General features: G+C 63.7%; 15 protein-coding genes. 5 read left to right on the top strand and 10 right to left on the bottom strand.

Annotated elements, in window-relative coordinates; translation table 11 throughout:
- Window positions 1–135 precede the first annotated feature (135 nt).
- The 5 genes from J4G38_RS17705 to J4G38_RS17685 all read right to left on the bottom strand — a co-directional run bounded on the left by J4G38_RS17705 (window position 136) and on the right by J4G38_RS17685 (window position 8,748).
- The gene (locus J4G38_RS17705) at window positions 136–1,740 is read right to left on the bottom strand and encodes a RagB/SusD family nutrient uptake outer membrane protein (RefSeq protein WP_210519252.1); all 1,605 of its coding nucleotides are present in this window, start codon (window positions 1,738–1,740) and stop codon (window positions 136–138) included.
- Window positions 1,741–1,767: 27 nt separating this feature from the next.
- Window positions 1,768–5,130: a SusC/RagA family TonB-linked outer membrane protein gene (locus tag J4G38_RS17700; protein ID WP_226163520.1), complete on the bottom strand. Its 3,363-nt coding sequence runs from the start codon at window positions 5,128–5,130 to the stop codon at window positions 1,768–1,770.
- 54 nt (window positions 5,131–5,184) lie between these two features.
- On the bottom strand, window positions 5,185–6,246 hold the full coding sequence (locus J4G38_RS17695) for a FecR family protein (RefSeq protein ID WP_210519250.1): 1,062 nt from the start codon (window positions 6,244–6,246) through the stop codon (window positions 5,185–5,187).
- A 117-nt stretch (window positions 6,247–6,363) separates the two neighbouring features.
- Complete coding sequence (locus J4G38_RS17690) at window positions 6,364–6,969, bottom strand: RNA polymerase sigma factor (RefSeq protein WP_210519249.1); 606 nt, start codon at window positions 6,967–6,969, stop codon at window positions 6,364–6,366.
- A 204-nt stretch (window positions 6,970–7,173) separates the two neighbouring features.
- A complete protein-coding gene (locus J4G38_RS17685; protein WP_210519248.1) occupies window positions 7,174–8,748 on the bottom strand; it encodes a glycosyl hydrolase in 1,575 nt (524 codons plus the stop codon).
- A gap of 509 nt (window positions 8,749–9,257) precedes the next feature.
- On the opposite strand from J4G38_RS17685, the gene J4G38_RS17680 reads away from it, so the two are divergent.
- From J4G38_RS17680 to J4G38_RS17660, 5 genes are all read left to right on the top strand, one after another.
- Complete coding sequence (locus J4G38_RS17680) at window positions 9,258–11,759, top strand: beta-glucosidase family protein (RefSeq protein ID WP_210519247.1); 2,502 nt, start codon at window positions 9,258–9,260, stop codon at window positions 11,757–11,759.
- Window positions 11,760–11,988: 229 nt separating this feature from the next.
- Window positions 11,989–14,691: a glycoside hydrolase family 2 TIM barrel-domain containing protein gene (locus tag J4G38_RS17675; RefSeq protein ID WP_210519246.1), complete on the top strand. Its 2,703-nt coding sequence runs from the start codon at window positions 11,989–11,991 to the stop codon at window positions 14,689–14,691.
- A gap of 285 nt (window positions 14,692–14,976) precedes the next feature.
- On the top strand, window positions 14,977–15,318 hold the full coding sequence (locus tag J4G38_RS17670; RefSeq protein WP_210519245.1) for a glycoside hydrolase family 2 TIM barrel-domain containing protein: 342 nt from the start codon (window positions 14,977–14,979) through the stop codon (window positions 15,316–15,318).
- Window positions 15,296–15,550 carry a hypothetical protein gene (locus J4G38_RS17665; RefSeq protein WP_210519244.1) on the top strand — a complete coding sequence of 85 codons (255 nt, stop codon included), beginning with the start codon at window positions 15,296–15,298 and terminating at the stop codon, window positions 15,548–15,550. The genes J4G38_RS17670 and J4G38_RS17665 overlap by 23 nt, the downstream gene beginning before the upstream one ends.
- A 250-nt stretch (window positions 15,551–15,800) precedes the next feature.
- Window positions 15,801–16,124: an integrase core domain-containing protein gene (locus J4G38_RS17660; protein WP_210519243.1), complete on the top strand. Its 324-nt coding sequence runs from the start codon at window positions 15,801–15,803 to the stop codon at window positions 16,122–16,124.
- A gap of 90 nt (window positions 16,125–16,214) precedes the next feature.
- Here the strand turns inward: J4G38_RS17660 and J4G38_RS17655 are convergent, their stop codons facing one another.
- The 5 genes from J4G38_RS17655 to J4G38_RS17635 all read right to left on the bottom strand — a co-directional run bounded on the left by J4G38_RS17655 (window position 16,215) and on the right by J4G38_RS17635 (window position 25,303).
- Entirely contained in the window at window positions 16,215–18,440 is a 2,226-nt protein-coding gene (locus J4G38_RS17655) for a T9SS type A sorting domain-containing protein (protein WP_210519242.1), read from the bottom strand.
- A gap of 271 nt (window positions 18,441–18,711) precedes the next feature.
- Window positions 18,712–19,218 carry an XrtX-associated membrane protein gene (locus J4G38_RS17650; RefSeq protein ID WP_210519241.1) on the bottom strand — a complete coding sequence of 169 codons (507 nt, stop codon included), beginning with the start codon at window positions 19,216–19,218 and terminating at the stop codon, window positions 18,712–18,714.
- Complete coding sequence (gene xrtX, locus J4G38_RS17645) at window positions 19,211–19,795, bottom strand: exosortase X (RefSeq protein WP_210519240.1); 585 nt, start codon at window positions 19,793–19,795, stop codon at window positions 19,211–19,213. The genes J4G38_RS17650 and xrtX overlap by 8 nt, the downstream gene beginning before the upstream one ends.
- Before the next feature lie 89 nt (window positions 19,796–19,884).
- On the bottom strand, window positions 19,885–20,094 hold the full coding sequence (locus tag J4G38_RS17640) for a PID-CTERM protein-sorting domain-containing protein (protein WP_226163519.1): 210 nt from the start codon (window positions 20,092–20,094) through the stop codon (window positions 19,885–19,887).
- 130 nt (window positions 20,095–20,224) lie between these two features.
- Window positions 20,225–25,303: a fibronectin type III domain-containing protein gene (locus tag J4G38_RS17635; protein ID WP_210519238.1), complete on the bottom strand. Its 5,079-nt coding sequence runs from the start codon at window positions 25,301–25,303 to the stop codon at window positions 20,225–20,227.
- Window positions 25,304–25,449: the final 146 nt, after the last annotated feature.

Below are 25,449 nucleotides of genomic sequence, written 5' to 3'. Positions count from 1 at the left end.
AGTGGCCCGGCGGCGATGGGTAGAACTTCCCATTTCGCCAGTTCACCAACACGGTTAAAATGTGGAAACAGCTGGTAAAAGCCGGCTGGCCGCGAACCCTGCCCAACAGGAAATCGCGTACCGGCCGCGTTGGGTTTAGTAGCCCGGGTTTTGCGTCAATCCGCCGCCCACGTTCCGGTCAATTTCCGACTGTGGAATGGGCATCAGCAGGTTTTTCGCCGTCAGGTTCGTCACGTAGATGGGGTTGCCGTTCAGGCGCAGCGTGCGCGACACCAGGGTGCCGGTGCGCACCAGCGTGACACGGCGCTGCTCTTCGCCGATGAGCTCGCGGGCCCGCTCGTCCAGAATGAAGTCGAGGTCGATGCTGGCTGCCGATACCGGTGGGGCCTGGGCGCGGGTGCGCAGCACGTTGATGCTGGCGGCGGCTCCACCGGTGTTGCCCTGCTTAAACTGGGCTTCGGCCAGCAGCAGGTAGGTTTCGCCCAGGCGCATCATCGGCAGGTCTTTGACGGTAGGGAGGCCGAACTCATCGAGCGGGTTGTACTGGTTCCACTTCGTGATGTAGGGCGTGATGCGGTAGGCCGTGTCCGAGCCGGTGACGATGACGCGCCGGCCGAAGAGCGTGGGCTTGGTGGGGTCGTTGTAGTAGAAGCGCCGCCGCAGGTTGTACCTGGAGTTGCGCATGTCGCCGGGGGGGTACAGGCGGTAGTCCACCCACTGGCTCAGGCGAATGCGGCCAATGCCCCGGCCCCCGAGCGAGTCGGCGATGAGCATGCCGTTGATGGCGTAGTAGCCCGGTATCCACACGCGGCGCTGCTGGCCGCCCTGGTAAGTGGCGGGCTCGATATGCACGCCGCCGGGCACGTTCAGCTGCTGCTCAATGCCCCAGATGATTTCGGTGTTGCCCTGGTTACGGCGCTGGTTGCCCACCACGAACATATCCGAATAGTAGTCGCCGGGCGAAGTGGCTTTCACGCCGTAGCGGGCCCGAATCAGGTTGTACTGGCTGCTGCCCAGAATGGCCTGGCACTGCTGCTCGGCCAGGTTGTCCTGGTTGGTGCGCAGGTACACTTCGGCCAGCAGCTGCCGGGCCGCGCCCTGCGTGATGCGGCCCGAGGCGGCTTTGCTGGCCAAAAACAGGTTGGGGATGGCCGTGGTCAGGTCGTTGACGATAAAGGTATTCAGGTCGGCTACCGGGGTGCGCGTGAAATCGGTGCGCGGCGTGGTCACCGGTTCCTGCACCAGGGGCACGGCCCCGTAGAGCGTCGTCAGGAAGTTGTAGGCGTAGGCGCGGTAGAAGCGGGCTTCGGCGCCGATGCGGTTTTTGTAGCCCTGGCGCACCGTGGCCGGGGCGTTGGCCGCGGCCTGGATGAGGATGTTGGCGTTGTTGATGATGCGGTAGCAGGCCGTCCAGTAAAAGGCAGCGCCCGCGTCCTGCGACTGCAGCTTCTCGTAGTTGTAGTAGGGCACTTCGGCGCCCTGCGGCGGGCCGGCAATGCTGGCCACGTCCGTCCCGACCTGCATCACGGCCAGCAGGGCCTGCGGCTCGGTGGTGGTGTACATGTCCCGCATTATCGACATGAGCCCGGCCATGCCCGCCTCAATGCCCAGCGAGTCGACCAGCGTGGTTTGGGGCGTGTAGAGCGACTGCGGATTTTCGTCGAGGAAGTCTTTTTTGCAGGAGAAGAGCACCTGGGTCAGGCCCAGCAGGGCCGCGACGCTGAGTAGGATTCGTTTCATGGGAATTCTGAGAGAAGATGGTGGGAGTTAGCGCAGGCCCAGGTTGATGCCGAACACGTAGGAGGCCACGTTGGGGAAGTTGGGGACGCTTCCGAAGGCGCCTTCGGTGTTGCCGGCCCCGAAGCCCTGGGCGTAGTTCTGCTCGGGGTCGTAGCCAATCCACTTCTTCCAGGTGTAGAGGTTGCGGCCGCTCACGTACACCGAAAGGCTGCCCAGCTTGGCGCGGTCCAGCAGCGCCGTGGGGATGGTGTAGCTCAGCGTCACGTCTTTGAGGCGGGTGTAGCTGGCGTCGCTGGCATAGCCGTAGCCGCGCGAGTTCGTGTAAGTCAGCGAGGGCCGGTCGTTGCTCATATTCTCAGCCGTCCAGTAGCCGATGTTGGCCGGCTGGTTAATTTTCCAGGCGTAGTCGCCCCGGTTCAGCAGGTCGTTGTTCTTGAGAATGCCCTGGGCCGTCTGGAGGAACACGCGCAGGCTCAGGCCTTTGTAGGTGAACGTGTTGGTGAGGCCCGCCGTGTAGTCGGGCAGTGTCGAGCCCAGGTACTTGCGGTCAGTGGCGTCGATTTTATGGTCGCCGTTCTGGTCCACGAACTTCAGGTCGCCAGGCTTGGCGCTCGGGTCCGTGCCCGCCACGTCTTCGCCCACCTGCCACACGCCCGCCAGCTCGTAGTCGTAGACGGCTTCCAGCGGCTTGCCGATAAAGCGCTTGCTGCCGATGTCATCGGCCCCGTTGCCGAGCAGTTCCAGCACGCGGTTGCGGTTCGCCGAGATGTTAAAGCTGGTTTCCCAGGTGAAATCATTGTGCTGCACGTTCACCGTGTTCAGCGTCACCTCAATGCCGCGGTTCTGCACCGAGCCAATGTTGTCGAGGATGTTGACGTAGCCCGTGATGGTAGGAAGGTTTCTTTGCAGCAACAGGTCCTTGGTAGTGGCATCGTAGTATTCCACGGTACCGCTGATGCGGTTTTTGAGGAAGCCAAAGTCCAGGGCCACGTTGCCGCTGCGGGTGCTTTCCCACTTCAGGTTGACGTTGCCCAGGTTGCCGGCCCGCAGGCCCACGGTGCTGATGCCGCCCGACACGTAGTTGAGCTGGCTCTGGCCCGTGATGGTCTGGTACGGGTTGATGCCCTCGTTGCCGGTCAGGCCGTAGGACAGGCGCAGCTTGAGCAGGCTGAGCACCGGATTGTCCTTCAGAAAAGCCTCGTTGGTAACGTTCCAGGCCAGAGCCGCCGACGGGAAGGTAGCGTACTTGTCCGTGCCCGCGCCAAACACCGTCGAGCCGTCGCGCCGGGCCGTGAGCGTGAGCAGGTAGCGCCCGTCGTACGAGTAGTTCAGGCGCCCCATCTGCGAGACCAGGGCCCGGCGCTCGTCGTAAGAGCTGATGGTGGACGGGATGCTGCCCGCCCCGATGTTGTTGTAGCCGGTGGCGTCGTTGATGAAGCCGCTGCCGTTCTCGGTCGTCGTGATGAACGTGTTTTCCTGCGCGCTGTACAGGGCCGTCAGGTCGAAATGGTGCTTGCCGAAGTCCTTGTTATAGGTCAGGATGTTTTCGAGCGTGTAGTTCCGGCGCAGGTCGTTGGTGATGGTGGCCGCGCCGTTATTGTTGTTGTCCTGCCGGCCCCGGTAGTTGGCCGAGTAGTATGGGCGGTTCGAGTAGTTCCCATTGAGGCGGTAGGTTAGCCCATCCACGAACGTAGGCTTGACCTCGAGGTAGCCCGTGCCCACCAGCTGGTTGTTGCGGTTCACGCGCTTCTGGGTCAGGTCGATGAGCGGGCTCGAGAAGTTGCGCTCCGGGAATTCGGGGAAGATATTGTAGGTGCCGTCGGGGTTGTACACCTGCCCGTAGGGGCTGGAGGCCAGAGCCAGCGAGAGGCTGGCGCGCCCGCCGTCGTCGTTGGAGTTGGCATAGAAGGCAGAAGTGCCCACGCGCAGCCACGGCGTCACATTGGCATCGATATTCGAGCGGAAGCTCACCCGCTGAAACTGAAAGCCTTTCACGGTGCCCTGCTGCTTGAAATAATCACCCGAGACGTAGTACTTCACGTCGGGCGTACCGCCCGACACCGACACGTTGTGGTCCTGGATGTAGCCCTGCTGCGACACTTCCTTTATCCAGTCGGTGGTGGTCCCGGCGTTGAAGTTGGGCAGCTCGGAGGAGTAGGGAGTGGGCTGGGGGGTGATTTTGGCCTGCACGGTGTAGGCCTTGTACTTGGCCAGGTACTCCTCGCCGCTCATGGGCTTGAGGGTGTTCACCATGTACTCGGGGCCGCCGTAGCCGGCGTAGCGCACCTGCGGCTTGCCGGTTTTGCCGCGCTTGGTGGTCACCAGAATTACGCCGTTCGAGCCCCGGGTGCCGTAAATGGCCGTGGCCGAGGCATCCTTGAGAATCTCAATCGAGGCGATGTCGGTGGGCGTGATGTCATTCAGGTTGCCCGGAAACAGCGGCACCCCATCCAGAATGATGTACGGGTCGGCATTGGCCGTAATGGAGCGCACCCCGCGAATGCGGATACTGGGCTGCGAGCCCGGCACGCTGGAGCCCGACGTGACCGTAACCCCCGCCACGGCCCCCTGAATAGCCGCCGCGACGTTGGCCACGGGGATGCGTTCCAGCCGGTCCTGCGGCACCGACGTGACCGAGCCGGTCACGTCCTGGCGTTTCTGGGTGCCGTAGCCCACCACCACTACCTCGTCCAGGGATTTGGTGTCGGTGGCCAGCACCACGTCGAGCGTGGGACCAGTCACGGTTTTCTCTAGGCTCACAAAGCCCACCGAGCTAAACACCAGCGTGGCGTTTTCGGGCACATTCAGGGTGTAGCGCCCGTCCACGCTGGTAGCAGTGCCGTTGGAAGTGCCTTTCACCAGTACCGTCACGCCGGGCAGGCCCTCGCCGTTGGCCTGGGTTACGCGGCCCGATACGGGCACTTCGGCCAGGGTGGTCGGGATAGTGGGCGTGGGGACCGACGAGGAAGAGAGCGCCGGAATCGATTGCGGAATGGGCAACGTCGAAGTTTCTCCTGGGCCCGTGGCCGGAATGGGGGCATTCTGCGGCACAATGACGTACAGGCCATCTTTCAGCAGCTCAAACCGCAGGCCGTTGTGCTCCGAAAGGTAGCGCAGGGCCGCCGGCAGCGATTTAAACGCGGGATGCGCCGGGTCCAGGTACTTGCCACTCATCACCTCGCCCCGATAGAAGAACGTGACTTTGTAGCGGGTTTCCAGTTCCTTTAGCACGCCGGACAATGGCTGCTGCTGGGGCATGGTGCGGAATCGGCCCTGTTCCGCAGGCGAGGTCTGGGTGACCAGGGCCAGGGTTCCTTGGGCCCGGCTGGCCCCAACGGGCAGGCTGCCCAGCACAAGCGCTAAGCAGGCGTAGCGAGTAAAATTTGCCATGAGTAAGCAATGGGTGGGATAATGAGAATGAGACAGAGCAAGTACTAAACCGCGCTAGCGGCTGGCGGGCAAAAATCGTACGTGACTCCCGTTGCGTACAATCTTTATTTCTAATGATTTAGCTAGTGCGTCCAGTAACACGTCGGGGGTAGTAGTGGGCACCTGGCCTACCACCGTCTGACGCATAATAGCCGGGTCCGTTACTTCCACTTGCAGGCCATACGAATCGCGCAGCAGCTGCACGACGTCCCGCATGGGGGTTTGGTCGAATTTCAGCCGGCCCTGCGTCCAGTCTGAATACAGGGCCGGCCGCACGTGCCGGCGCGTCAGCCCAGGCTGCACCGCCGAAGTTTCCACCAGGTCGCCGGGCTGCATCAGTAGGTTCTCGCGGGTGAGCAGGGCCTGGCGCTCCACTGCCACCTTGCCCGAGCTGAGCACTACTTTGGTACTGCCCGGCCGGCTGTTCACGTTGAACTCGGTGCCCAGCACGGCTACGTTCAGCCCCCCGGCGTGCACCACGAACTTCACATTGGCCGGCGCGCCGGCAATATCCATGACCGCCGGCGGCGCCAGGTGCGTCACCTGGAAGTAGCCTTCGCCCGTCAGCCACACCTCGCGGGGCGAGGCAGGGGTCCATTGCGCGGCGGTCGTGAGGGTGGAGTTACCGTTTAGCACCACCACCGAACCATCGGGGAGCGTGAGCCGGCGCTGCTGGCCGTGGCGGGTAGCAAACCGTGCGGCTTTCCCGGCTGGCGCGGCGGGACGATGCAATTGCCACCAGCCCAACCCCACCAGCAACAGGAGCACCGCCAAGGTCCCCGTGAGTACCCGCAGACGCCTTTGCACGCGCAATTGGGGCCGGGCTGCGGGGATATTCAGGGCCAGGCGCAGGCGCTGCAGTTCCTGGGGGAGCAGGTAGTCGGCCAGGGGGTAGGGACGGGCCTGGCGCAGCCCCTGGACCAGTACGAAGGCCTGGTCAGCTTCCGCTTTTTTCTCGGGGTGCTCGCTCAGCCACGCCTGCCAGAAACGGCCTGCTTCGGAATCAGCCAGCGCCACGAAGGCCTGAAACGATTCGTCAACAACAAAATCATCAACCGAGTACTGGGTAAAATCCATGAGCGGGGTAGTAGAGGCCTCGGCCGTTTGCTTCTACCATGGTGCTCCCGCCGTTTTGTACTCGTTACCAGGCCAACTTTTTTTGAAAAATATCAAAAGCCGATGGTTATCAAAGTGTTAATTTAAAAGGCCTTTGAAAGCCGCGGCTAATTGTCCCGACAGCAGGAGTAGCAACATGGGCAGGGTGAGGCTTTGCCGCAACAGCTTGATGCCCTGATGCACCAGGTTGCGGATGGACTGCTGGTTGAGTCCCATAATCTCCGAAATCCGCTCATAGTCAAACCCATCGAAAAACTTCAGGTAAATGGCTTCGCGCTGCCGGTTGCTCAGGCGCCCCAGCGCGGCCAGCAGCTGCGTGTGCTGCTCGGCCGTGAGCTGCTGCGCAATCAGGAAATCCTCGGGCGAATACTGGATTTCAAACTCCACCGGGTAGTTGCTTTCCAGCAAGCTGCGGCGCTGCTGCGCCTTTATTTCGGCCGCCACCTCGTGCCGCATCGACTTGAAGAGGTAGGGCTTTATTTCCTCGACGGCGCTTAGGTGCTGCCGGCGGTGCCACAGCCGCTGAAACAAGTTCTGGATGCAGTCTTTGGTCAGCTCCTCGTCGCTGGTCAGGCGCAGGCCGTAGCCGAAAAGCTCCCGGTAATGCGCCTGAAAAATAGCCTCAAAGGCTTGCTCTTCCCCCGCCAGAAACCGATTCCAAAGGGTGGCATCAGACGAGGGCATTATCCGCAAAGCCTAAAGTGAAGGAGGGCCCGGTTGGCAGGGTGAACGAGCAAGTTGATAAATGTATTTGGTAATCTGGTAATGTCGGCTGGTGCCGTTGCGATTTTGGGCGGGCGGGGTGGCGTTGAATGACCGATTGGGACTAAGCAAGCGAAGCGGCGACCCGTTAGTGGGCGCCGCTTCGCTTGTTTTGCCAGAAAGTAATCAGTTGGTTTTGAGCAGTCTAATGCGCTGTTGGGCGTGGCCGGCGCCCTCCACCGTCAGCACGTAGCTGCCGGCGGCGTAGGGGCGCAGGTCCAGGCTGAGGGTGTTGGTACCCGGCTTTTCGGTCAGGGCTTCGGTGCGCACCACCTGGCCGGTAGCGGTGGTCAGGCACCAGCGGCCGGGGCCCGCCGTGGTGGCTTGCCAGTGCACGGTGGCCTGGTCGGTGGCCGGGTTCGGGAAAATGGTGGCGGCGTCCTGGGGCTGGGCGGCTTTGGCCGCCAGCGTGGTGGCAGGGCCAAAGGCTTCCATTTCCCAGAGCGAGTAGCCGAACGTGCCGGAGCGCCGCGTGCCGGTAATGCGCAGGTAGCGGCCCTGGCCGCTGAGGCCGGTAAGGTCGTCCACGCCGCCGTCGCTGTTCACCACCGTTATCAGGTTGGTCCAGCTCAGCCCATTCACCGAAGCTTCCACCCTGTAATCCACGGCATACGAATTCTGCCAGGTGAGCAGGACGCGCGAAAAGGTTTTGCTCGTGCCATAGTCGAGGGTAATGGCCTGCGGGTCGGCAAAAGCGCTGCTCCAGCGGGTGTTGATGTCGGTGTCGACGGCGTTGGCCGCGCCCAGCGTCGCGCTTTCCTGCGAGGTGGCGCTGGCCGAAACCGGCACCAGCTTGCCCGCTTCCCAGCCCACGGGCGCGGCCACGTATTGCTGGCCCAGGGCCGTGAGCTGGCCGGAAGCAGGGGCCAACAGGTTGATATTCGGAATCTGGCCGTTGCGGCCCGAAAACCAAGCGTAGCGACCAATGATGGGGTCTTTTTCCAGGTAGTTTACCGCGTCCAGCATGTATTTCTGCTGCATGGCCAGCGTGATGCCGCTGCTGGGCGTGAAGTCGCCGCAGGCAAACTCGGTGAGCCAGATGGGCTTGTTGTATTTGCGCAGCTCGTTGATTTTATCGCGCAGGTATTTCTCCTGGCACACGTAGGTGTGCACGGCAATGGCGTCGACCCGGGCGGCGGGGTAGGCCGCAAAAAAGGCGTCGAGCCACTTCACCGGTGAATTCATGGTCACCCCGTTTTCCACCACGCAGCTGCCGCAATAATTCAGGGCGGGCGAGATGAGCAGCAGGTTTTTTTGCTGGGCCACGGCTTCGAGCACCGGCCACAGGGCGGCGGCCTGGCTCGGCGTCATATTGGCCTGGCTGGTGAAGTTGGGCTCATTGAACCCCAGCAACGCCTGCGCGCCGACGGGAATGCGGCCGGCCAGGGCGGCCGTGGTCACGGTGGTGCCGTTCAGGCTGCCGTTCCATTGCATGGGGGCGTACTCCACGTTCAGGCCGGGGTACACGCTGGCCGCCCCGGCGTCAGGGATGGACGACCAGTTGTACCACCAGCTCAGGCCGGGGGCCAGCACCTGCAAATCGGCGGCGGAATTGTAGCCGTAGGCCATGCCCCGCTTGGCACTTTTGGCTGCGGTCTGGGCCTGGGCGGCGCTGGCTATTGCCAGCAACAGGGCCAGGACCACGTAGCAAATACCGGCGTTTAGCGGAGCTTTCCGGGGAGCATGGGTAGCCATTATCATAAGCGGTGGGGGTTTAGCAACCGGCTTCAGCGCCTACCTGAAGTGATTGCGGTGGGGATTTTGGGCAGCAGCAAATCTTCGCGCGAATCGAAAGCATGAATGGCAAATGCAATGTCATCTGCCGAGTGATTCAGAAAGTCGGGCCAGGGGGTAGAGTGTGGCCATTCGGTTCTACCATGGCCGACCTGCGTTTTTGTACTCATCAAAAGCCCGAATATTATTTGGATAACCAGGAAAAGCTCTGTAAAACAGTTGATTAATTTAAAAATTATGCCGTATAGCTATGGTTGTCAGTCTGTTGAAGTTAGAATAGCCCCTGAAAACGTTTGCGTAAATAAATTGGCCTTCGCCTTCAGGTTTTACCGATAAATTGCCCTAAACTTGCCGCCGACTCACCGGTAGCCTACTGCCGGTAAGCAAGCCGCCTCCGGCCCAAAAACCTGATGACCAGCGGTTGCTGCTCAAGCAATCAGGCTCCTGCTGCCTCACGGGCACCTAATTCCCTCTCCATGCAATTCCTATTACCCGGCCGAATAGGTCGTTGGCTGGCCGTTGCGGCCGGGCTTTTGGGCGCTATGCCCGCGGCTGCCCAAGTATATAAAAACCCTAAAGCACCGGTCGAAGAACGGGTGTCGACCCTGCTGGCCGACATGACGCTGGCCGAAAAGCTCGACTACATTGGCGGCTATAAATATTTTTCCGTTCGCGGCATCGAGCGGCTGGGGCTGCCGGAGATTCTGCTCAGCGACGGGCCGGTGGGCTTGCGTGGGGAAGGCAAATCCACGGCCTACCCGGCCTCCGTTCTCACGGCCGCGTCCTGGGACACGGCCGCCGCCCATGCCCTGGGCCGCGCCCTGGGGCAGGATGCCCGGGCCCGCGGGGTGCACGTGCTGCTGGGGCCGGGCGTGAACATCTCCCGGGCACCAATGAATGGCCGCAACTTCGAGTACCTGGGCGAGGACCCCTACCTGGCGGGGCAGCTGGCCGTCAGCTACATCAAGGGCGTGCAGGGCCAGGGCGTGGTGGCGACCGTGAAGCACTTCGCCGGCAACAACCAGGAGTGGGACCGCAACCACGTCAGCTCCGACATCGACGAGCGCACCTTGCAGGAAATCTACCTGCCCGCCTTCCGGGCGGCTGTGCAGCAGGGCCACGTCGGGGCCGTGATGAACAGCTACAACCTGGTGAATGGCGAGCACGCCACCCAGAACAACCACCTCAACCGCGACATCCTGAAAGGCCAGTGGGGCTTCGACGGCATCCTGATGTCGGACTGGGTGGCCACCTACGACGGCGTGGCCGCCGCCAAAGCCGGCCTCGACCTGGAAATGCCCTCCGCGGCCTTCATGAACAGCGCGACCCTGCTGCCCGCCCTGCAAGCCGGCACGCTGTCGGAGGGCGTCATCAACGACAAAGTGCGCCGCATTTTGCGCATCATTTTCCGGTTCGGCTTCTACGACAAGCCGCAGTTGGCCCGCACCATTCCGGCCGACAACCCCGCCACGGCGGCCGTGGCGCTGAATCTGGCGCGGGGGGGCATCGTGCTGTTGAAGAACGAGCAGCATATCCTGCCGCTCGCCGGCTCCGTGAAATCCGTGGCGCTCATCGGACCCAATGCCAAGGCCTACGCGGCCGGGGGCGGCAGCTCCCTGGTGCCGCCGTTTCACTCGGTGTCGCTGCTCCAGGGCCTGCAGGCGCTGGCACCAGGCGTGCGGGTGAGCTACGCGGCGGGGACCACGCCGCCGTTGGAAGAGCTGGCCGAAAAGGCTCCGTTTTACACCGCTCCCGGCTTGTCGGTGGCCGGGCTCAAAGCCGAGTACTTCGCTAACCAAACCATGGAAGGCTCCCCGGCTGCTACACGCACCGAGGTCGTTATCAACCACGTGTGGCCGGCCGCGCCGGACGTGGCGGGCCTGCCGGCTGACCATTTCTCGGCCCGGTACACCGGGGTGGTGCGCCCCGCCAAAGCGGGCCTCTACAAGTTCGCGGTGAAAAGCGACGATGGCACCCGCCTCTTTGTGGACGACAAGCTGGTTATTGATAACTGGCACGACCAGGGGCCCACCCTGCGCAGCGTAGCCTTGCCGCTGGAGGCCGGCCAGGAACACGCCGTGAAGCTGGAATACTACGAAAACGGCGGCGGGGCCCAGGTAACGCTGGCCTGCTACGTGGAAATGCTGGACTTCAGCGAGGCCACCCGGGCGGCTGCCGCGGCGCAGGTGGCCGTGGTGGCGGTGGGTTTCGACAACACGTCGGAAGGGGAGGGCTCGGACCGGACTTTCGCCCTGCCCGAGCACCAGGCCGCCCTCATCAGCGCCGTGGCCAGGGCCAATCCCAACACCGTGGTGGTACTTAACGCCGGGGGTAACGTGGACATGGCCACTTGGCTGCCCGCCGTAAAGGGTCTGGTGCACGCCTGGTACCCGGGACAGGAAGGCGGCACGGCCCTGGCCGAAATCCTGCTGGGCAAGGTGAACCCCAGCGGCAAGCTGCCGGCCAGCTTCGAGCGCCAATGGGCCGACAACCCCACCTTCAGCAACTACTACGACGCGGATGGCGACAAGCGCGTAGCCTACAAAGAGGGCCTCGCCGTGGGCTACCGCTACTTCGACCAGAGCCCGGTGAAGCCGCTGTTTCCCTTCGGCTTTGGCCTGTCGTACACCACGTTCGGGTATTCCAATCTGAAGGTTCAGCGCACGGGTAAGGGGGCCGCCACGGTCAGCTTCACCCTCACCAACACGGGCCCGGCCGATGGGGCCGAAGTGGCCCAGGTGTACGTGCATCAGGCCAGCAGCCCCGTGCCCCGGCCGGTAAAGGAGTTGAAAGGCTTCGCGAAAGTCTTCCTGAAAAAAGGCGAGTCGCGCACCGTGACCGTGCCGCTGGACGCGGCCGCCTTTTCCTATTTCAAAACCGACAAAAACGCTTTTGGGTACGACCCCGGCACTTTTGACATCCTGGTGGGCTCGTCGTCGGCGCTGGTCAAGCTGAAGGCCTCCGTCCAGATACAATAAGCCAAGCCTACACACTGCGGAAAATACAGCGTACTCAGAAAAACCGTCATGCTCATCTCGGGTCCGCGCAGCCGAAGCATCTCTACCGCTTCGTTTCAACGGCTCATACGAAGCGGTAGTGATGCTTCGGCTGCGCGGACGCGAGATGAGCATGACGGTTCCGGGAGCTTCCCAGCCGGTTCCGAGTGATTTTTCCAAATGACGAAACAGCCTTCCTTCTAAAAATCAAATGCTCACACGTTTCGCCTTGCTACTCGCGCTGATAACGCGTTTGGCCCTGCCCACACTGGCCCAAACGCGGGTACTCGAGTCCATCAATACCAACTGGCAGTTTCGCAAGGGCGATGGCCAGGACTTTGCCAAAACCCCTCCCCCGGCCGACGGCTGGGAGAAAGTATCCCTGCCCCATACCTGGAACACCACCGATGTGCTCGACGACCAGCCCGGCTACTACCGCGGCGTGGGCTGGTATCGCAAAACCATTTTCGTGCCCGCCGCCTGGCGGGGCCAAAGCGTGTACCTGCACTTCGAGGGCGCCAACCAGGAAACCGATGTGTATGTAAATGGGCAGCTGGCCGGCCGGCACGCGGGCGGCTACACGGCGTTTCGCTTCCCAGTCGATAAATTACTGAAATTCAGTGCCGATAAGCCGGCGGCCAACGAGGTGCTGGTAAAGGTGGACAATAGCCATAACCCGGCCATTCCGCCGCTTTCGGCGGACTTTACGTTTTACGGCGGCATTTACCGCGACGTGTACCTGCTGGCGGCCAACCCCGTACATTTCGACCTCGATAACCACGCCTCCAGCGGTACCTTCATTACCACCCCAAGCGTGTCGGCCCAGGCGGCGCAGGTGGTGGTAAGCGGCACGCTGGCCAACGAAACCGCCGCGCCGCGCAATGTGGTCATACGCACGCGCCTGCTCGACCACCAGGGCCGGACCGTGGGCCAGCAGCGGAGCCCGGTTAGGCTAAAGGCGGGCCAGAAGCAGCCGTTTCGGCTGGCCTTCGGCCAGCTGAGCCAGCCGCACCTGTGGTCGCCCGACGACCCGTATCTGTACCGGGTGGTGACTTCCATTGAGGAAAAAGGCCAGCCGCTCGATGAAGTTTCGAGCCCATTGGGGCTGCGCTGGTACCGCTTCGATGCCGCCGAAGGCTTTTTCCTGAACGGCCAGCCGCTGAAGCTCGTGGGCACCAACCGGCACCAGGATTTTCCGGGCCTGGGCAATGCGCTGCCCGATGCCCTGCACGAGCGCGACATTCGGCTGCTGAAGGCGATGGGCGGCAATTTCCTGCGCATCTCGCACTACCCGCAAGACCCGGCCCTGCTCGCGGCCTGCGACCGGCTGGGCCTGCTGGCCTCGATGGAAATTCCCATCGTGAACGAGATTACCGACTCGCCGGAGTTCTTCCAGACCTGCGCAACCATGCAGACTGAGATGATTCGGCAGAACTTCAACCACCCCAGCATCATCATCTGGGCCTACATGAACGAGGTGCTGCTGCGCATGCCGGAGAATACCCGCCAGGACGACGCCCAGCGGCAGACCTACCTCGGCCGGGTGGCCGACCTGGCCCGGCAGCTCGACGCCCTGACCCGGCGCGAAGACCCGGCCCGCTACACCATGATAGTGAATAACGGCGTGTTCGACCTGTATCATCGCGCCGGCCTCACCACCATCTCGCAGCTGGTGGGCTGGAACATCTACGCCGGCTGGTACGGCAACAACACCAAGCTGGAGGACCTGAACAAAATTCTCGACCGCCACCACGAGGTGCTGCCCACCGTGCCGCTGCTCGTGACCGAATACGGGGCCGACGCCGACCCGCGCCTGCATTCCTTCGCGCCCCGGCGCTTCGACAAAACCCAGGAGTACGCCAACCGCTACCACCAGTACTACCTGAAGGAATTCCTGGCCCGCCCCTACGTGGTGGGCACCACGGCCTGGAACCTGGCCGATTTCAACTCCGAGGGCCGGCAGGAAGCCAACCCGCACGTCAACACCAAAAGCCTGCTCACCACCGACCGCCAGCCCAAGGACACCTACTTGTTTTACCAGGCCCATCTGCTCAAAACGCCGGTGGTGAAAATCGGCTCGCGGGCCTGGACGCTGCGCAGCGGCCCCGCCGCCGGGCCCGATTCGCTGTTCTGCCCGCAGCCCGTGGAGGTGTACACCAACCAGCCCAGCGTGCGCCTGAGCCTGAACGGCCGCGACCTGGGCAGCCGCCCGGCCGAGTTCGGCATTGCCCGCTTCCGGGTGCCTTTTGGGGATGGCGAGAACCTGCTGGTGGCCCAGGCCCCCGGCCAGGCGGTGCATGACGAGGCCACCATCACCTTCCAGCTGCTGCCCGCCAACCTGACCTCTGAAAAGCTGCCCTTCCGCGAGCTGAACGTGAGCCTGGGCGACGAGCGCACGTTCACCGATGCCCCGCTGAACCAGGTGTGGGTGCCGGAGCAGGCGTACCGGCCCGGCGGCTGGGGCTACGTGGGCGGCCGCGTGCTGGTGCAACCCGGCAGCCTGCCCTATGGTTCGGGCCGCAACATTCTCGGTACCGAATACGACGCCATCTACGAAACCCAGCGGGTGGGCCTCTCGCAGTTCCGCCTCGACGTGCCCGATGGGCAGTACGAGGTGACGCTGCACTTTGCCGAGCTGGAAAGCGTACCCACCGCCGAGCAGCTCATTTACAACCTGGAAAAGCCCACGGGCCCGGCCGCCCCCATCAGCCGGACCGGTCGCTCGTTCGACGTGCGGCTCAACGGCCAGGCCGCCCTTACCGGTCTGGGCACGGCCACGGAACTGCCGCCCCTGCAAGCCACCAGCTTTAAATTTCCGGTGTCGGCCAGCGGCGGGCAAGGCATTCGCGTCGACTTCAACCCCACGGTTGGCGAAGCCGTGCTGAACGGCATCCAGGTCAAACGGCTCTACTAATTGAGTCTTCCTGCAGCACGTACTATCTCTCTCCAATGAAAAAACGTGCTGCCTTAGCCAGGCTGTCGGCCCTGATTATCCTGGCCGCATTCCCCTTAGCAGCTACCCGCCCGGCACCCCCGCAGGCCGTGAAGGTGGAAGTGCGCCAGGTCAACGGTCGCTACCAGCTGCTGCGGGCCGGCAAACCCTACTTCGTGCGGGGGGCCGGGGCAGCAAGTACCCCGAGCGCATGCCGCCTACGGCGGCAACTCCATCCGCACCTGGGGCACCGCCGATGCGCCAAAGGTGCTGACTGCCGCCCACGCCAACCACCTGACCGTGATGATGGGCCTGGATGTGGCCCGCGAGCGCCACGGCTTCAACTGCGAAGACCCGCAGGCCGTGGCGGCGCAGCTCCAGAAAATCAAGGCCGAGGTGCTCAAATACAAAGACGACCCGGCCGTACTGCTCTGGGGCAGCGGCAACGAGCTGAACCTGGCGTACAAGAACCCCAAGGTGTGGGACGCCGTGAACGACATTGCCCAAATGAGTCACCAAGTCGACCCCAACCATCTGAGGTGGTCGACTAAATCTGGACAGAACCGGGCAGAAGCTTTCCTCTGTCATGAAAGACACGCCAAAACCTGACAAACGCCGCAAGGACGATGTGGCCTTCCGCGCCGAAGCCTTGCGCCTGGCCGAGCAAAGCCGTTTGACCCAAGCCGCAACGCGGGCACTGAACCTGGATCCGAAACGCCTCTGCCAGTGGCAGAAAGCTGCCCAAGCGCCGGTGGTGGCCGCATTGGGAGCCGCTCTGGACCCGGCCACGGCCGCCGAACTGCCTTGGCCCGGCGGCAGGCGCAGGAATTGGAGATGTTAAGAAAGCCATCGCCATTTTTTCGCAGACGCCGGACCAATGAGCTGCTACAAACGCTGCTACGGCACCCGCCGGCTGCAAGTCGCCTTGCGCCGGAACGGGCACCGGGTGGGCCGGCAGCGCCTGCGCACGGCTAGGCGCAGGCGGGGCTTGCGCGTGCTGCAACCCTGGGCTTTCGCCCCGCGCACGACCGATTCCACCCACGGGCTGCGCTGCGCCCCCAACTGCCTGCTGGACCACCCCGCACCTCATCGTGCACTCCGACCGCGGCGGCCAGTACTGCGGCAAGGCATACCGCCCCCTGTTGCACCAACATGGAGCGGTACGCTCGCAGAGCCGACGGGGCGAGTGCTACGACAACGCCCAGGCCGAAAGCCGCTGGTTCCGCCTCAAAACGGAGGTGCTCAAACTCCGGGAGTGGCCCGTTTTTGCCAACCTGGCCGACGCGCAAGCTACCGTTGCCGACTATTTTGATTACTACAACCACGACCGACTACACTCCAGTATTGGCTACCAGACTCCGTATCCCACTCATCAACACCTTCTTCAAACCACTGCCCTAAACTGTCCGGCCTAAATGGACCACCTCAGGTACTCCCGTCTCCGGTACAATGCAAAAAGGCCCGATGCAGCTTGCATCGGGCCTTTTTCTTTAAATACGCGGCTTTTACTCCCGCACCACGCGGCGCGTTTCCAGGCTATTGGCGGTGCGCACTTGCAGCACATACAGGCCGGTGCTCAGGCTGGTCAGGTCCAGGGCGTGGCTGGTGCTTTGGGGGTTGGGAGTGGCAACGGAAGCATGGGCTACGGTGCGGCCCAGCGCATCGAGCACCGTCAACTCGACGGGCTGGCTGTAGCCGGTCAGGATGACGCTGAAGCGGCCGTTAGGCGTGGGGTTGGGCACTACGCTCAGGCTGGTGCCGGGCAGGGCGTGCTGCGTAGCCAGCGCCGCTAAGGGCGCTGATGGCGCCGACGTGCAACCGGCTGACCCTGCCGCCGCGACGGTAACGGTATACGCCCCGTTGAGGGTAGGAGTGAAGGTCTGGCCCGTGGCCCCGGCAATGGCCTGGCCATCGCGGAACCACTGGTTGCCCGTGGTGGCGCTGCTGATAAGCGTATTGCCGTTGCGGGTGACGGTGGGCGTGGCCACGGGGGGCAGCACACGCACCACGATGGAGGTGGTATCGCCGCAGCCGGGGCCAAAGCCGCTGATAGGGTTGATTTGCAGGCGGTAGCGGCTGGTGACGGTGGGAGTTACGGTGATGTTCTGCTGGGTTGCCGTGGCGGTGTTGAAGCCGTTGCCGCTCACCAGCATCCACTGGTAGGCATAGGTCTGGAGGAGCGTGGTGTTTTGAGCGAAGCGGCGCACCGAGTCGGGCCGCAGCACGCTGCCGCGTATCGTGAGGGAGCCGCTGCCCGTGCAGATGGCGGGACTGGCTCCGCCGCCCGTGGTGGCGAGGGCCACCGCGAAATTGCCCCGCCGGATTTTGATGAGGACGACGCGGTTTTGCACGCCTTTGATGGGGCAGGCGTTGTCTTCGACCCGAATATTAAGGCGAATGGTGCGCCCCACGGTGGACGCTGATGGCTGGAAGAAGAAGGTGCCCACGGGGTTTTCGGTGCCGTTGCCCGCCAGGGTAAAGCTGCCGATGTCGCCGGAGTCCAGCAGGTTCGGGTTGGTGTTGATATCGGTGGGCAGCGTGACGGTGAGCAGCTGGTGGGCACTGGGGAGGCGCAGGTTGTCGGGGTCGGTGAAGCTGAGCCGGACGCGGGAGTAGCTGCACGAAACCACGCTGAGTTGAGTGGTGTCGATGTTGTTTACGGTCAGGGTGTTGGCATTAGGGGTTTGGGGGGTGGCGGTCACTGGATTGGGGACGGTGTTACCGCCGCAATCCGTTACAATCAGGTTGGCCTCGCGGCGCACGGTGCCGATGACGCGGCGTACGCCGTTGATGCGGCGGTATTCGGTAATCAGTACCGCGATTTGGTACTTGTTCAGGCCCAGATTCGTCGGCGAATTGGGAACATACACACTCGGCGTAAGTGAGATGGTGCGGGCCTGCTGGTTGAATACGAAACGGGGTATGCCCGTTTTAATTGGGCAATTGCCAAGCGTGTCCAGGCTCACGGGAATGGGCATAGTTGGCGTAAAGTTTCCGGGGAGGCTGGGGGGACGAAACAGACAAAGTGGACTCGATGATAGGACAACATCGCCGACGGTCAGGCCATTGTTCGCGTTGTAAGTAACGGGAGTGCCGCAGGCCTCCAGCGGGGCCGTCAGCGAATACACCAGCGAGTCGCCGTCCGCCTCAGTGGCCGAGTAGGTGATGGTGGTGGGCTGGCGCCAGCACACGTACTGAATCGGAATGTCCTGCACGTCGAACTGGGGCGAGTTGTTGGCCACGGCCGCGCCGGTGGCCGAGTTGCGGTTGTCGAGCGTGGCCTGCACGTAGAGGTTGCCGGCCACGATGTTGGCCAGCGAGGGGCGCGCGCCCTGGTCGGTGCTCAGCGTCCACTGCCCGGGGGGCAGCGTGACGGTGGCCAGGTAGTTGTACACGTCGTAGTTGGGCAGGCCCGTCGGGCCCAGGCACGGGCCCGAGGACACGGCCGCGCAGAACGGATTGCCCGCTTCTACCCCGCCTTGCTGCACGAAGAGGGCCGTAACGGTGGCCGTACCGTTGCAGCCGTTGGTGTTGCAGGAAAGGATGAAGCCGCTGGGCGTGATGCCGGTGCAGTCGCGGTAGAGGCGGAACTTGACCCGGTACTGGTTGTTGCCCAGCGAGAGGTACGTCATGTCGCCCCCCAGCAAGTGGGTCGCGCACGCCGCCTGCAAGCCACCTAGCAGGCTGAGGATTAATAAAATGAAAAGGACAAAGGGTAAGCGCTGCTTCATGCGGAGTGAAGAAAAGAGGCTGGAATGGGACGGACGAAGATTGAACAAGCCGCAGTGAGCGCTGGGGCCGGAGCCACAAAAAAACCACGTTCAGTATTTATTTAATTCACAATTTTAATTACAAAATCACATAAATAAATACCCACGTTGAGTTTGTTTTGCAGGACCCCAGCTTTTTTGCACGAGGAAGTAGTATGGCCGGGCGCATGAGGGCCCCGCCATAGGCGATGGGCCCGGTGAAGGGCCGTGTGCCGCGGAGACAATGCCGCCGCTACGGGCGGGGTGAACGCGGCCCAAAACCCGCCCGGAACAGGACATATAGTGCGGCCACCGGCAGCGGGCTCACCACAAAATCCAGGATTTGGCGGCTCAGTTGGTAGGCCCAGGGAGCGTCGCCGCTGAGCTTGCCCACGAGCGCAATGCCAACGTACACGGCCAGGATGCCGGCGTACAGGCGCAGCACGAGGCGCCACTGGGCCGGGGCGGGCAGCAACACGCGCAGCAGCAGCAGGCAAATGCCCAGGTACAGCAGCGCATAGGTGGCCACGGCGGGCAGCAAGCGCTTGGTAATGCCCCCGTTGATGCCTTTTTGTAGGGCCTCGGCTTGCTGGCGCAGCCCCACCGCGGCAAGTCCTTTTTGCCACAAGACAGTGAAGCTCGCAATGATGGCCTCGTCGTAGACGCCAACCAGTAGCAGCGCGATGACCAGCCCGCCTACCAAGGCCCACCGGCCAGCCTGAGTGAGCCGGGTTGAGCGGGAAATAAGTTCGTTAGGCACCAGGGGCGTCGGTCGGAGGGTGGAGGGGGAGCGGGGGAGAGGCTGGCAGGGCCAGGCGCCGGGCCCACAGCATCCAGAGGCCAAAAATGAAGCCGTACACCACGAAAAGGAAGGTGTAGTGGTGGTTGAAATCGAGGGATTCGTGCGCGTAGTGCTGGTTGATGGCCAGGGCCGCCACGCGCACCACATTCAGGCACCAGATGAGGGCTATGCCCAGTGGAATAAACCACAGCTTGCGCTGCCAGGGACCGGGAAACGCCAGCACGAAGCCCCCAAACAGGGCGTAGAGCACCAGCCCGTTGCAGGGCGTGCCCACGATAACAGACGGCTGGCCGTTCATCAGCACCAGTGAGGCGTAGGTGGGACTGACGGTGGCGGCAAAGCCCACGGTCCGCAGCACCGCCACACTGGCCCGGGTGATTTGCGTGCACAGGGCGGAGTCCAGGCGGCCGTCGTGGGCCAGCCATTGCTCATAGCCGAAAAACCAGCCCAGGTACATGATGCCAGCCACGAGCAGAAAGCGAAACAACAGGCGGTTGCCAGAGGCAGCGCTATGGACGGGGGTGGAGGTTTGCATACGGCTGAAGGGAAGGGGGCAAAACTGCAAAAAAATGACGGCTGTTCCCAGGCGGAAGAGCCGTCATTTTGGTCTGTTAAACGCTGGGATTAGGCTTTCTTGCGGCGGTTGCGCAGGTGCTTGATGCCGTAGGCCACGCCGCCGGCCAGCAGCAGCGAAACGCCGCCATCGAGAGGAGTATCGGTGGGGGTGGTTCCGGGAGCCGGGCCCCCGCTGCCGGGCTGGGCCAGCGCTGCTTCACCAAAAGCTAGTAGTACGACTAAAGCAGGCAGCAAACGAATGAGGAGAAATTGTTTCATACAGGAAAGCTGGGGTAAAGTGAGGCAGATGACAAATAAGCTATGGGCAAAGCACAGTGGCAAATGTAGAAGAATATATTCGCTATAAATCCAGTTGGCAGTGAACCAGCCAGATTTATATCGAACATTTTTATTCAACAACTACGCGTTTGGTCAATGCTTGGTTATTAGTCTGTAGCTGAAGCGTATATACTCCACTTGCCAGCGCTAGGGTCGCGAATTCGGCCGTGGCGCCGGCCGCCGTCAAGGAGATGGTGCGGCTGAGCACTACCTGGCCCAGGGCGTTGACCAGACTGGCGCGCACTTCGTGCTGGCCGGCCAGCGGCGGCAGCAACAGCGTGAAGCTGGCGTGGGCCGGGTTCGGGTACAGGCTAACCGAAGCAGAGCTCAGCTCCGAATGCGTGGCCGTGACGGTGGCCGGCCGGAACACGACGCTGAAGCGGCCGGTACCGGCCGTGGCCGTGGCCAGGGTGAACGCATAGCGGGCCCCCGGCGCCAGCACTTGCCGGGTGCCGGTCAGCGCGTCGCGCAGGTACACCGTGGCCGTGCCAAAATTGGCCAAATTCGCTGCTTCGAGGCTAAAGCTGCCGGCCTGCGGCACGCGCAGGGTGAGCGGCACGACCACATCCGTATTGGCCAATGGGGCCAGGCCGTTGATGGCCAGCGGCGTGGTCCCGCTGAGCGAGGCCAGGTCCAGGCCGGCGGGGTTAGGGAGCTTGGTGGCGTCGTACGGCGCATCGAGGCCGGCGGTGGCGCCGGCTTCCAGGTAGAGGAAGGCATCGTCGAGCAGGCCCGCGCCGGCCAGCTGCAGCTGCAATTGGGGCCGGGCATCCGCCGCGCCGCGCCCGAAGGTGGGCTGGGGACCGAAGGTGGTGACGCGGTTGGCGTTGGTCAGGTTCACGGCGCCGGGGGTGCCGGGGGCGCTCACGCGGGCAAAGTAGCCCGAGCCGGCGTCAATCAGCGGAGAAGCCCCGATGCCGTTGTCGTAGCTGCGGTAGGTGCCGGCGTATTGGCCGGTGCTTTGGTAGACGTACATGGCGCCGTCCATGCCCGGGCGCTGGGCGGCGGCCACGGTGCTCCAGTCCAGCGGGCTGGGGTAGGGGTTGCCCAGCAGCTGCCAGCCCGCCTGCGCATCGGTGCCCCGATTCAATGCGCCCGAGTTCTGGGCAGCGTTATTGAACGTGCCCACGAAATCGATGGGCGTGGCCGTGGCCGGGGCATTGGCGGTATAGCCGCGGGTGGGCTGCATCAAATCGGTAGCGCCGGCGGGGGAAAACCAGCCTTTATCAAACGCTCCGTAATTCGACGTGACCGTGGCTAGGCGCGCCTGGTCGTAGCCAAACACCGTGGGAAAGGGCGTAATAAGACTGGGCGTGGCGCTGCTGTTATAAGCCGGGTTGAGGGTGGGCGCAAAGCCGGTTGTGCTCAAATCGCCGAGCGTGGTGTTGGCCACGGGCGCGCTGAAGTGGCGGTAGGCCGGCCCGGTGATGGCATTGGTCACGGCGCGCTGCATGGTGCCGGTGCCGATGACCACGCCACCAATGTTGTCAATCAGGGCGGTGCCCGTGGCCGAGGAAAGCAGGGTGAAGCCCTGGCCGCTGGTGGCCAGGTTGCCGCTTTGCAGGCGGGCGACTTGCGTAATGCTCACGCCCTGGCTCAGGGTGAGGCCGGGGGCGTTGTTCACCGTCAGGTTGCGCACCTGGGCGGGCAGGCCCGCGCCGGTGAGCTGGGCCGCCGTGCCGTTGTAGGTATAGGAAGCATCGGCAGCGTAGGTGCGGGGGCCGGTGACCTGAATGGCCCCCGTGGCCCCGGTTGCGGCAATGCCGGCCGGTTCACAGATTTGCAGCTCGCCCCCGGCTTGCAGCACGAAGCTGCCCGGACCCGTCAGGGGTTGGCAATTCTGCGCCAGCACGCCGCCGCTTTGCACCGTTAGGGCGCCATTGACGGTCAGCGCACCGGCCAAAGTAGCCACGCCGCCACTCAGTACGGTCACGTTGTTGTAGGTACCGCTCACGTTTTGCGGCGTGCTCACCACCAGGTTGGTTACCGGTGCGGCGCAGGTCAGGCTCAGGCCAAAGTTGAGGTCGGAGCTAAAGCCTTGCACGAAAATGTAATACTGAGTGCCCGCCGTGCTGGTAAATGTCACGCTCGATGCTAAGCCATTGGTGCACAACAGGGTGTCGTCGTTGCCGTCGACGCAGGTGAGGGCGGTGCAAGTGCCGCGGAAGACGAAGAGCTTGGTGTCGCCGGTGGTGGCCGTGGGGCCGGCGCAGGTGGTGGCCGTCACCACGTCGCCGGTGCCGGTGAAGGCGTAAAACACGCCGCCCTGGCTGCTGACGGTCGGCCCGCAGGTGGCCGTTGGGTCGCCGCTCATCGTGGCCCCGAGCGTGGTCCCGGCCAGGGTTTGCCCGCAGGCGATGGCCACCGCCCCGCTGCATTGGTCGTTGGCCGGGGGCGCAATGGGCGTGGTGAATGCGCCGGGGCCGGCCGGGGCCGTCAGGCCCGCGCCGCAGGTTTGCACCACGTAGAACTGGTACGCCGTATTGGCCGTCAGGCCCGTCACCACCTGGGGCGAGGTGGCGGCGGCAATGGTCGTGCCCGTGCCGGGCGTGAAGCCCGTGGGGCCGTATTCCACGGCAAAAGTGGCCCCGCCGGCGCCGGCTACCCAGCTCAGGCGGGCCGTGGTGGGGCTGGGGGTAGTGGCCGCCAGGGCCGTGGGCGCATCGCAGGAAGTAGCCACGCAGATGGTGAAACTACCCGTGCCGGAGCCGGAGCCGCCGTGGTACACCCGCACGTAGTACACGCTGCTGACGGTGAGGCCCGTGAGGGATACTGTCTCAAGGCCGCCGGTAGAAGTGCCGTTCACGCAGCTGGTAGACCCCAGACTGCCGCAAGCGCCCGAGAAAACCTGCAGCACGGCGTCGAAGCCGCTGGCGCTCTGCACCGTGATGGTTTGGGCCGTGGCGGTGGCCGTGAACCGGTACCACACGTCATCATCGGCCGTGCCGGTGCAGGCCGTGATGCCCGCCGAGGCCGTGGCCCCGAGCGTGGTGCCCGTGGTGGGCGCGCACGTGCTGGTGGGCGTGAGGCCAATGGCCCCGGCGCACTCGTCATTGGCCGGAATGGCAGGCGTGGCAAACACCGAAAGAACAAACGTGCCGCTCGTGCCCGACCCGGCGCCGGCTTCAAACACCCGCACGTAGTAGGTGCCGGCCGGCAGGCTGGCGTTGGCGTAGGTTTCCGTGAGGCCGGGGCCGGTGGCGTTTTGGCAGGCCACGGGCACAAGGCTGCCGGGCGTGCCCGAGAAGAGCTGCAGCACGCCATCGTAGCCGCCCGAGCTGCGCAGGGCCAGGGTGGTGTTGCCCGCGCCGGGCAGGCTGAACGAGAACCACACGTCATCGTCGGGCGTGCCGGGCGCGGCGGCCGCGCAGGCCGCGATGCCGGGCGTGGCCGTGGCATTGGCCGAGGTGAACACGGCGCAGAAATCGGTGGGCGCGGCCGAGCCCACCGCCAGGGCCAGCGCGCTGGCGGGCTCGTTGTTGGCTGGGGCGGTGGCTACGGGGGCGGGCCCCGACGAGAACGAGCCCGCCGGCACAAACTGTACCTGGCTGAAGCAGCTGGGCACGACATTCAGCCCGTTGGCGCCGGAACCCAGCGTGCCCGCGTTGGTATTGGCGAAATAGGCCGAGTTGGCCACTTGCTGCGCCAGATAATTCCCCATGGCTACATTCGCCAAGCCGTTCAGGCCCAGCGAGTAGGAATACGTGTAGTCGGCGCTGCCGTCAAAGCCCGACATGTTGCCGTATACGTACTGGATGGTGCTGGTGCCCTCGTAAAGCCTGACCTGGAAATTGAGGCTGGGCCCGGGGTTGTTAAACGTTTCCATGCCAATCCACTCCACGGTGAGCACCCGGCTGCCGGCCGGGCCCGTGAGCTGGTATTTCATGGACGAAGCCAGCGCCGCCGCCGTGCCCGGATTGCCCTGACACACCAGGTCTTCCCAGAACGGGGCCAGCTGCTGCGTGATGCTGCCGCTGCCCAGGTTGTTGTTGTAGGCCGTGCTCGTTTCGGCGGTATTGAAGGTGAGCCAGCCGTTGGTACAGGCTTTAAACCCCGTAACGGCGGTGCCGAGGTAATTAAAGTTGAAGCCGGTCAGGCTCACCGCGTCGCTGGTATTATCGTCGGTGCTGGTGCCCGAAAAAATGAAGCTGCTGCCCGTGCTGGCAATGGACGTGTAGGCAGCGCTGGCGCTCCGGGTTACGGCAAAAGCCGGCGGCACTACCAGGGTGGCGAAGGTGGTGCTGGCAGCGGCCGACGTGGTGCTGCCGGAGCAGTTGCCCGCCACCGATACGGCATAGGTGGTGCCGGGCGTCAGCCCGCTCAGCACTACGAATGGGGCCGTAGGCGCGGGCGAAACGGTGGTAGCAGCGCCGCCGGCCGGCGTGTACGTCACCGTGTAGCTCGTGTTGCCATTGCCCGCCGTGAAGGCAATGCTGGCGCTGGTAGGTGTAATATTGCTGATGCTCAGGCCCGTTGGGGCCGCACACGCCAGCGGCACCAGGCCGGCCAGCTGCAGGTTGGGCCGGAACGTGCCAAGCGAGCCGGTTCCGGTTGGGGCCAAGCCGTCATTCTGCCACGATTCAAACCGGGTAGCTGCGCTGGTTGAGGTGAACCGGAAAGTTTTGGCAGCGGAGCTTTCCGTGCCGCTGCCGCCGCCATTGGCCTCCACCACCACCTCGAGGTTGTCGGTGCCATTGTAGGCGAAGGGCGTAGCCAGCGTGACCGTCACCCAGCCCGCGGCCCCGAACGACGCCGCGGGAATGGTGGCATCATACACCAGGGTGGCGCCACCCTCCTCGGTGGCCACCGTGGTAGCCGCCGCGAAGTCCGGCGCCGTGGTCGTTTTCAGGTATATCCGGGCCGGCGTGGCGGCCGCTCCGGAAGCTGCTTCCAGGTAAAAGCCCACGCTGGTAATCGTGCCGCTCCCGCTGATTTCGTTGGCGGTGTACAGCGCCGCACTGCGCTCGTAGCCAAAGTAATTGCCGTAGGGCTTGCGCGAGGTGCTGCCGACTGGGTTGCCCGCCGGAACGGTGATTTGGGCCCAGGCCCCCGTGAGGCCCGCCAGCCACAGCACCAGCAGCAGTGCCACCCGGGCACGCCACCCGCCAGCCGGAGCCGCGGGCCGCAGCACATCAAGTTCAGCCGCCATCAGTGACTGGGGTAACCCCCCGGTGAGTAATTTTCTTTTCATGCCACAGACAGATTGAAGAATGAATGATGTAGGCCTGCCTGCCGGCAACGAATAGCCGCCTGCGCAAGGGCGAGCAAACCGGGTGAATTCCCGGTAAATACCCT

This window comes from Hymenobacter terricola (assembly GCF_017921975.2).
Classification (GTDB): domain Bacteria; phylum Bacteroidota; class Bacteroidia; order Cytophagales; family Hymenobacteraceae; genus Hymenobacter; species Hymenobacter terricola.
The sequence above is the reverse complement of the archived record's forward strand: the minus strand, read 5'-3'. Positions and strand labels throughout refer to the sequence as shown.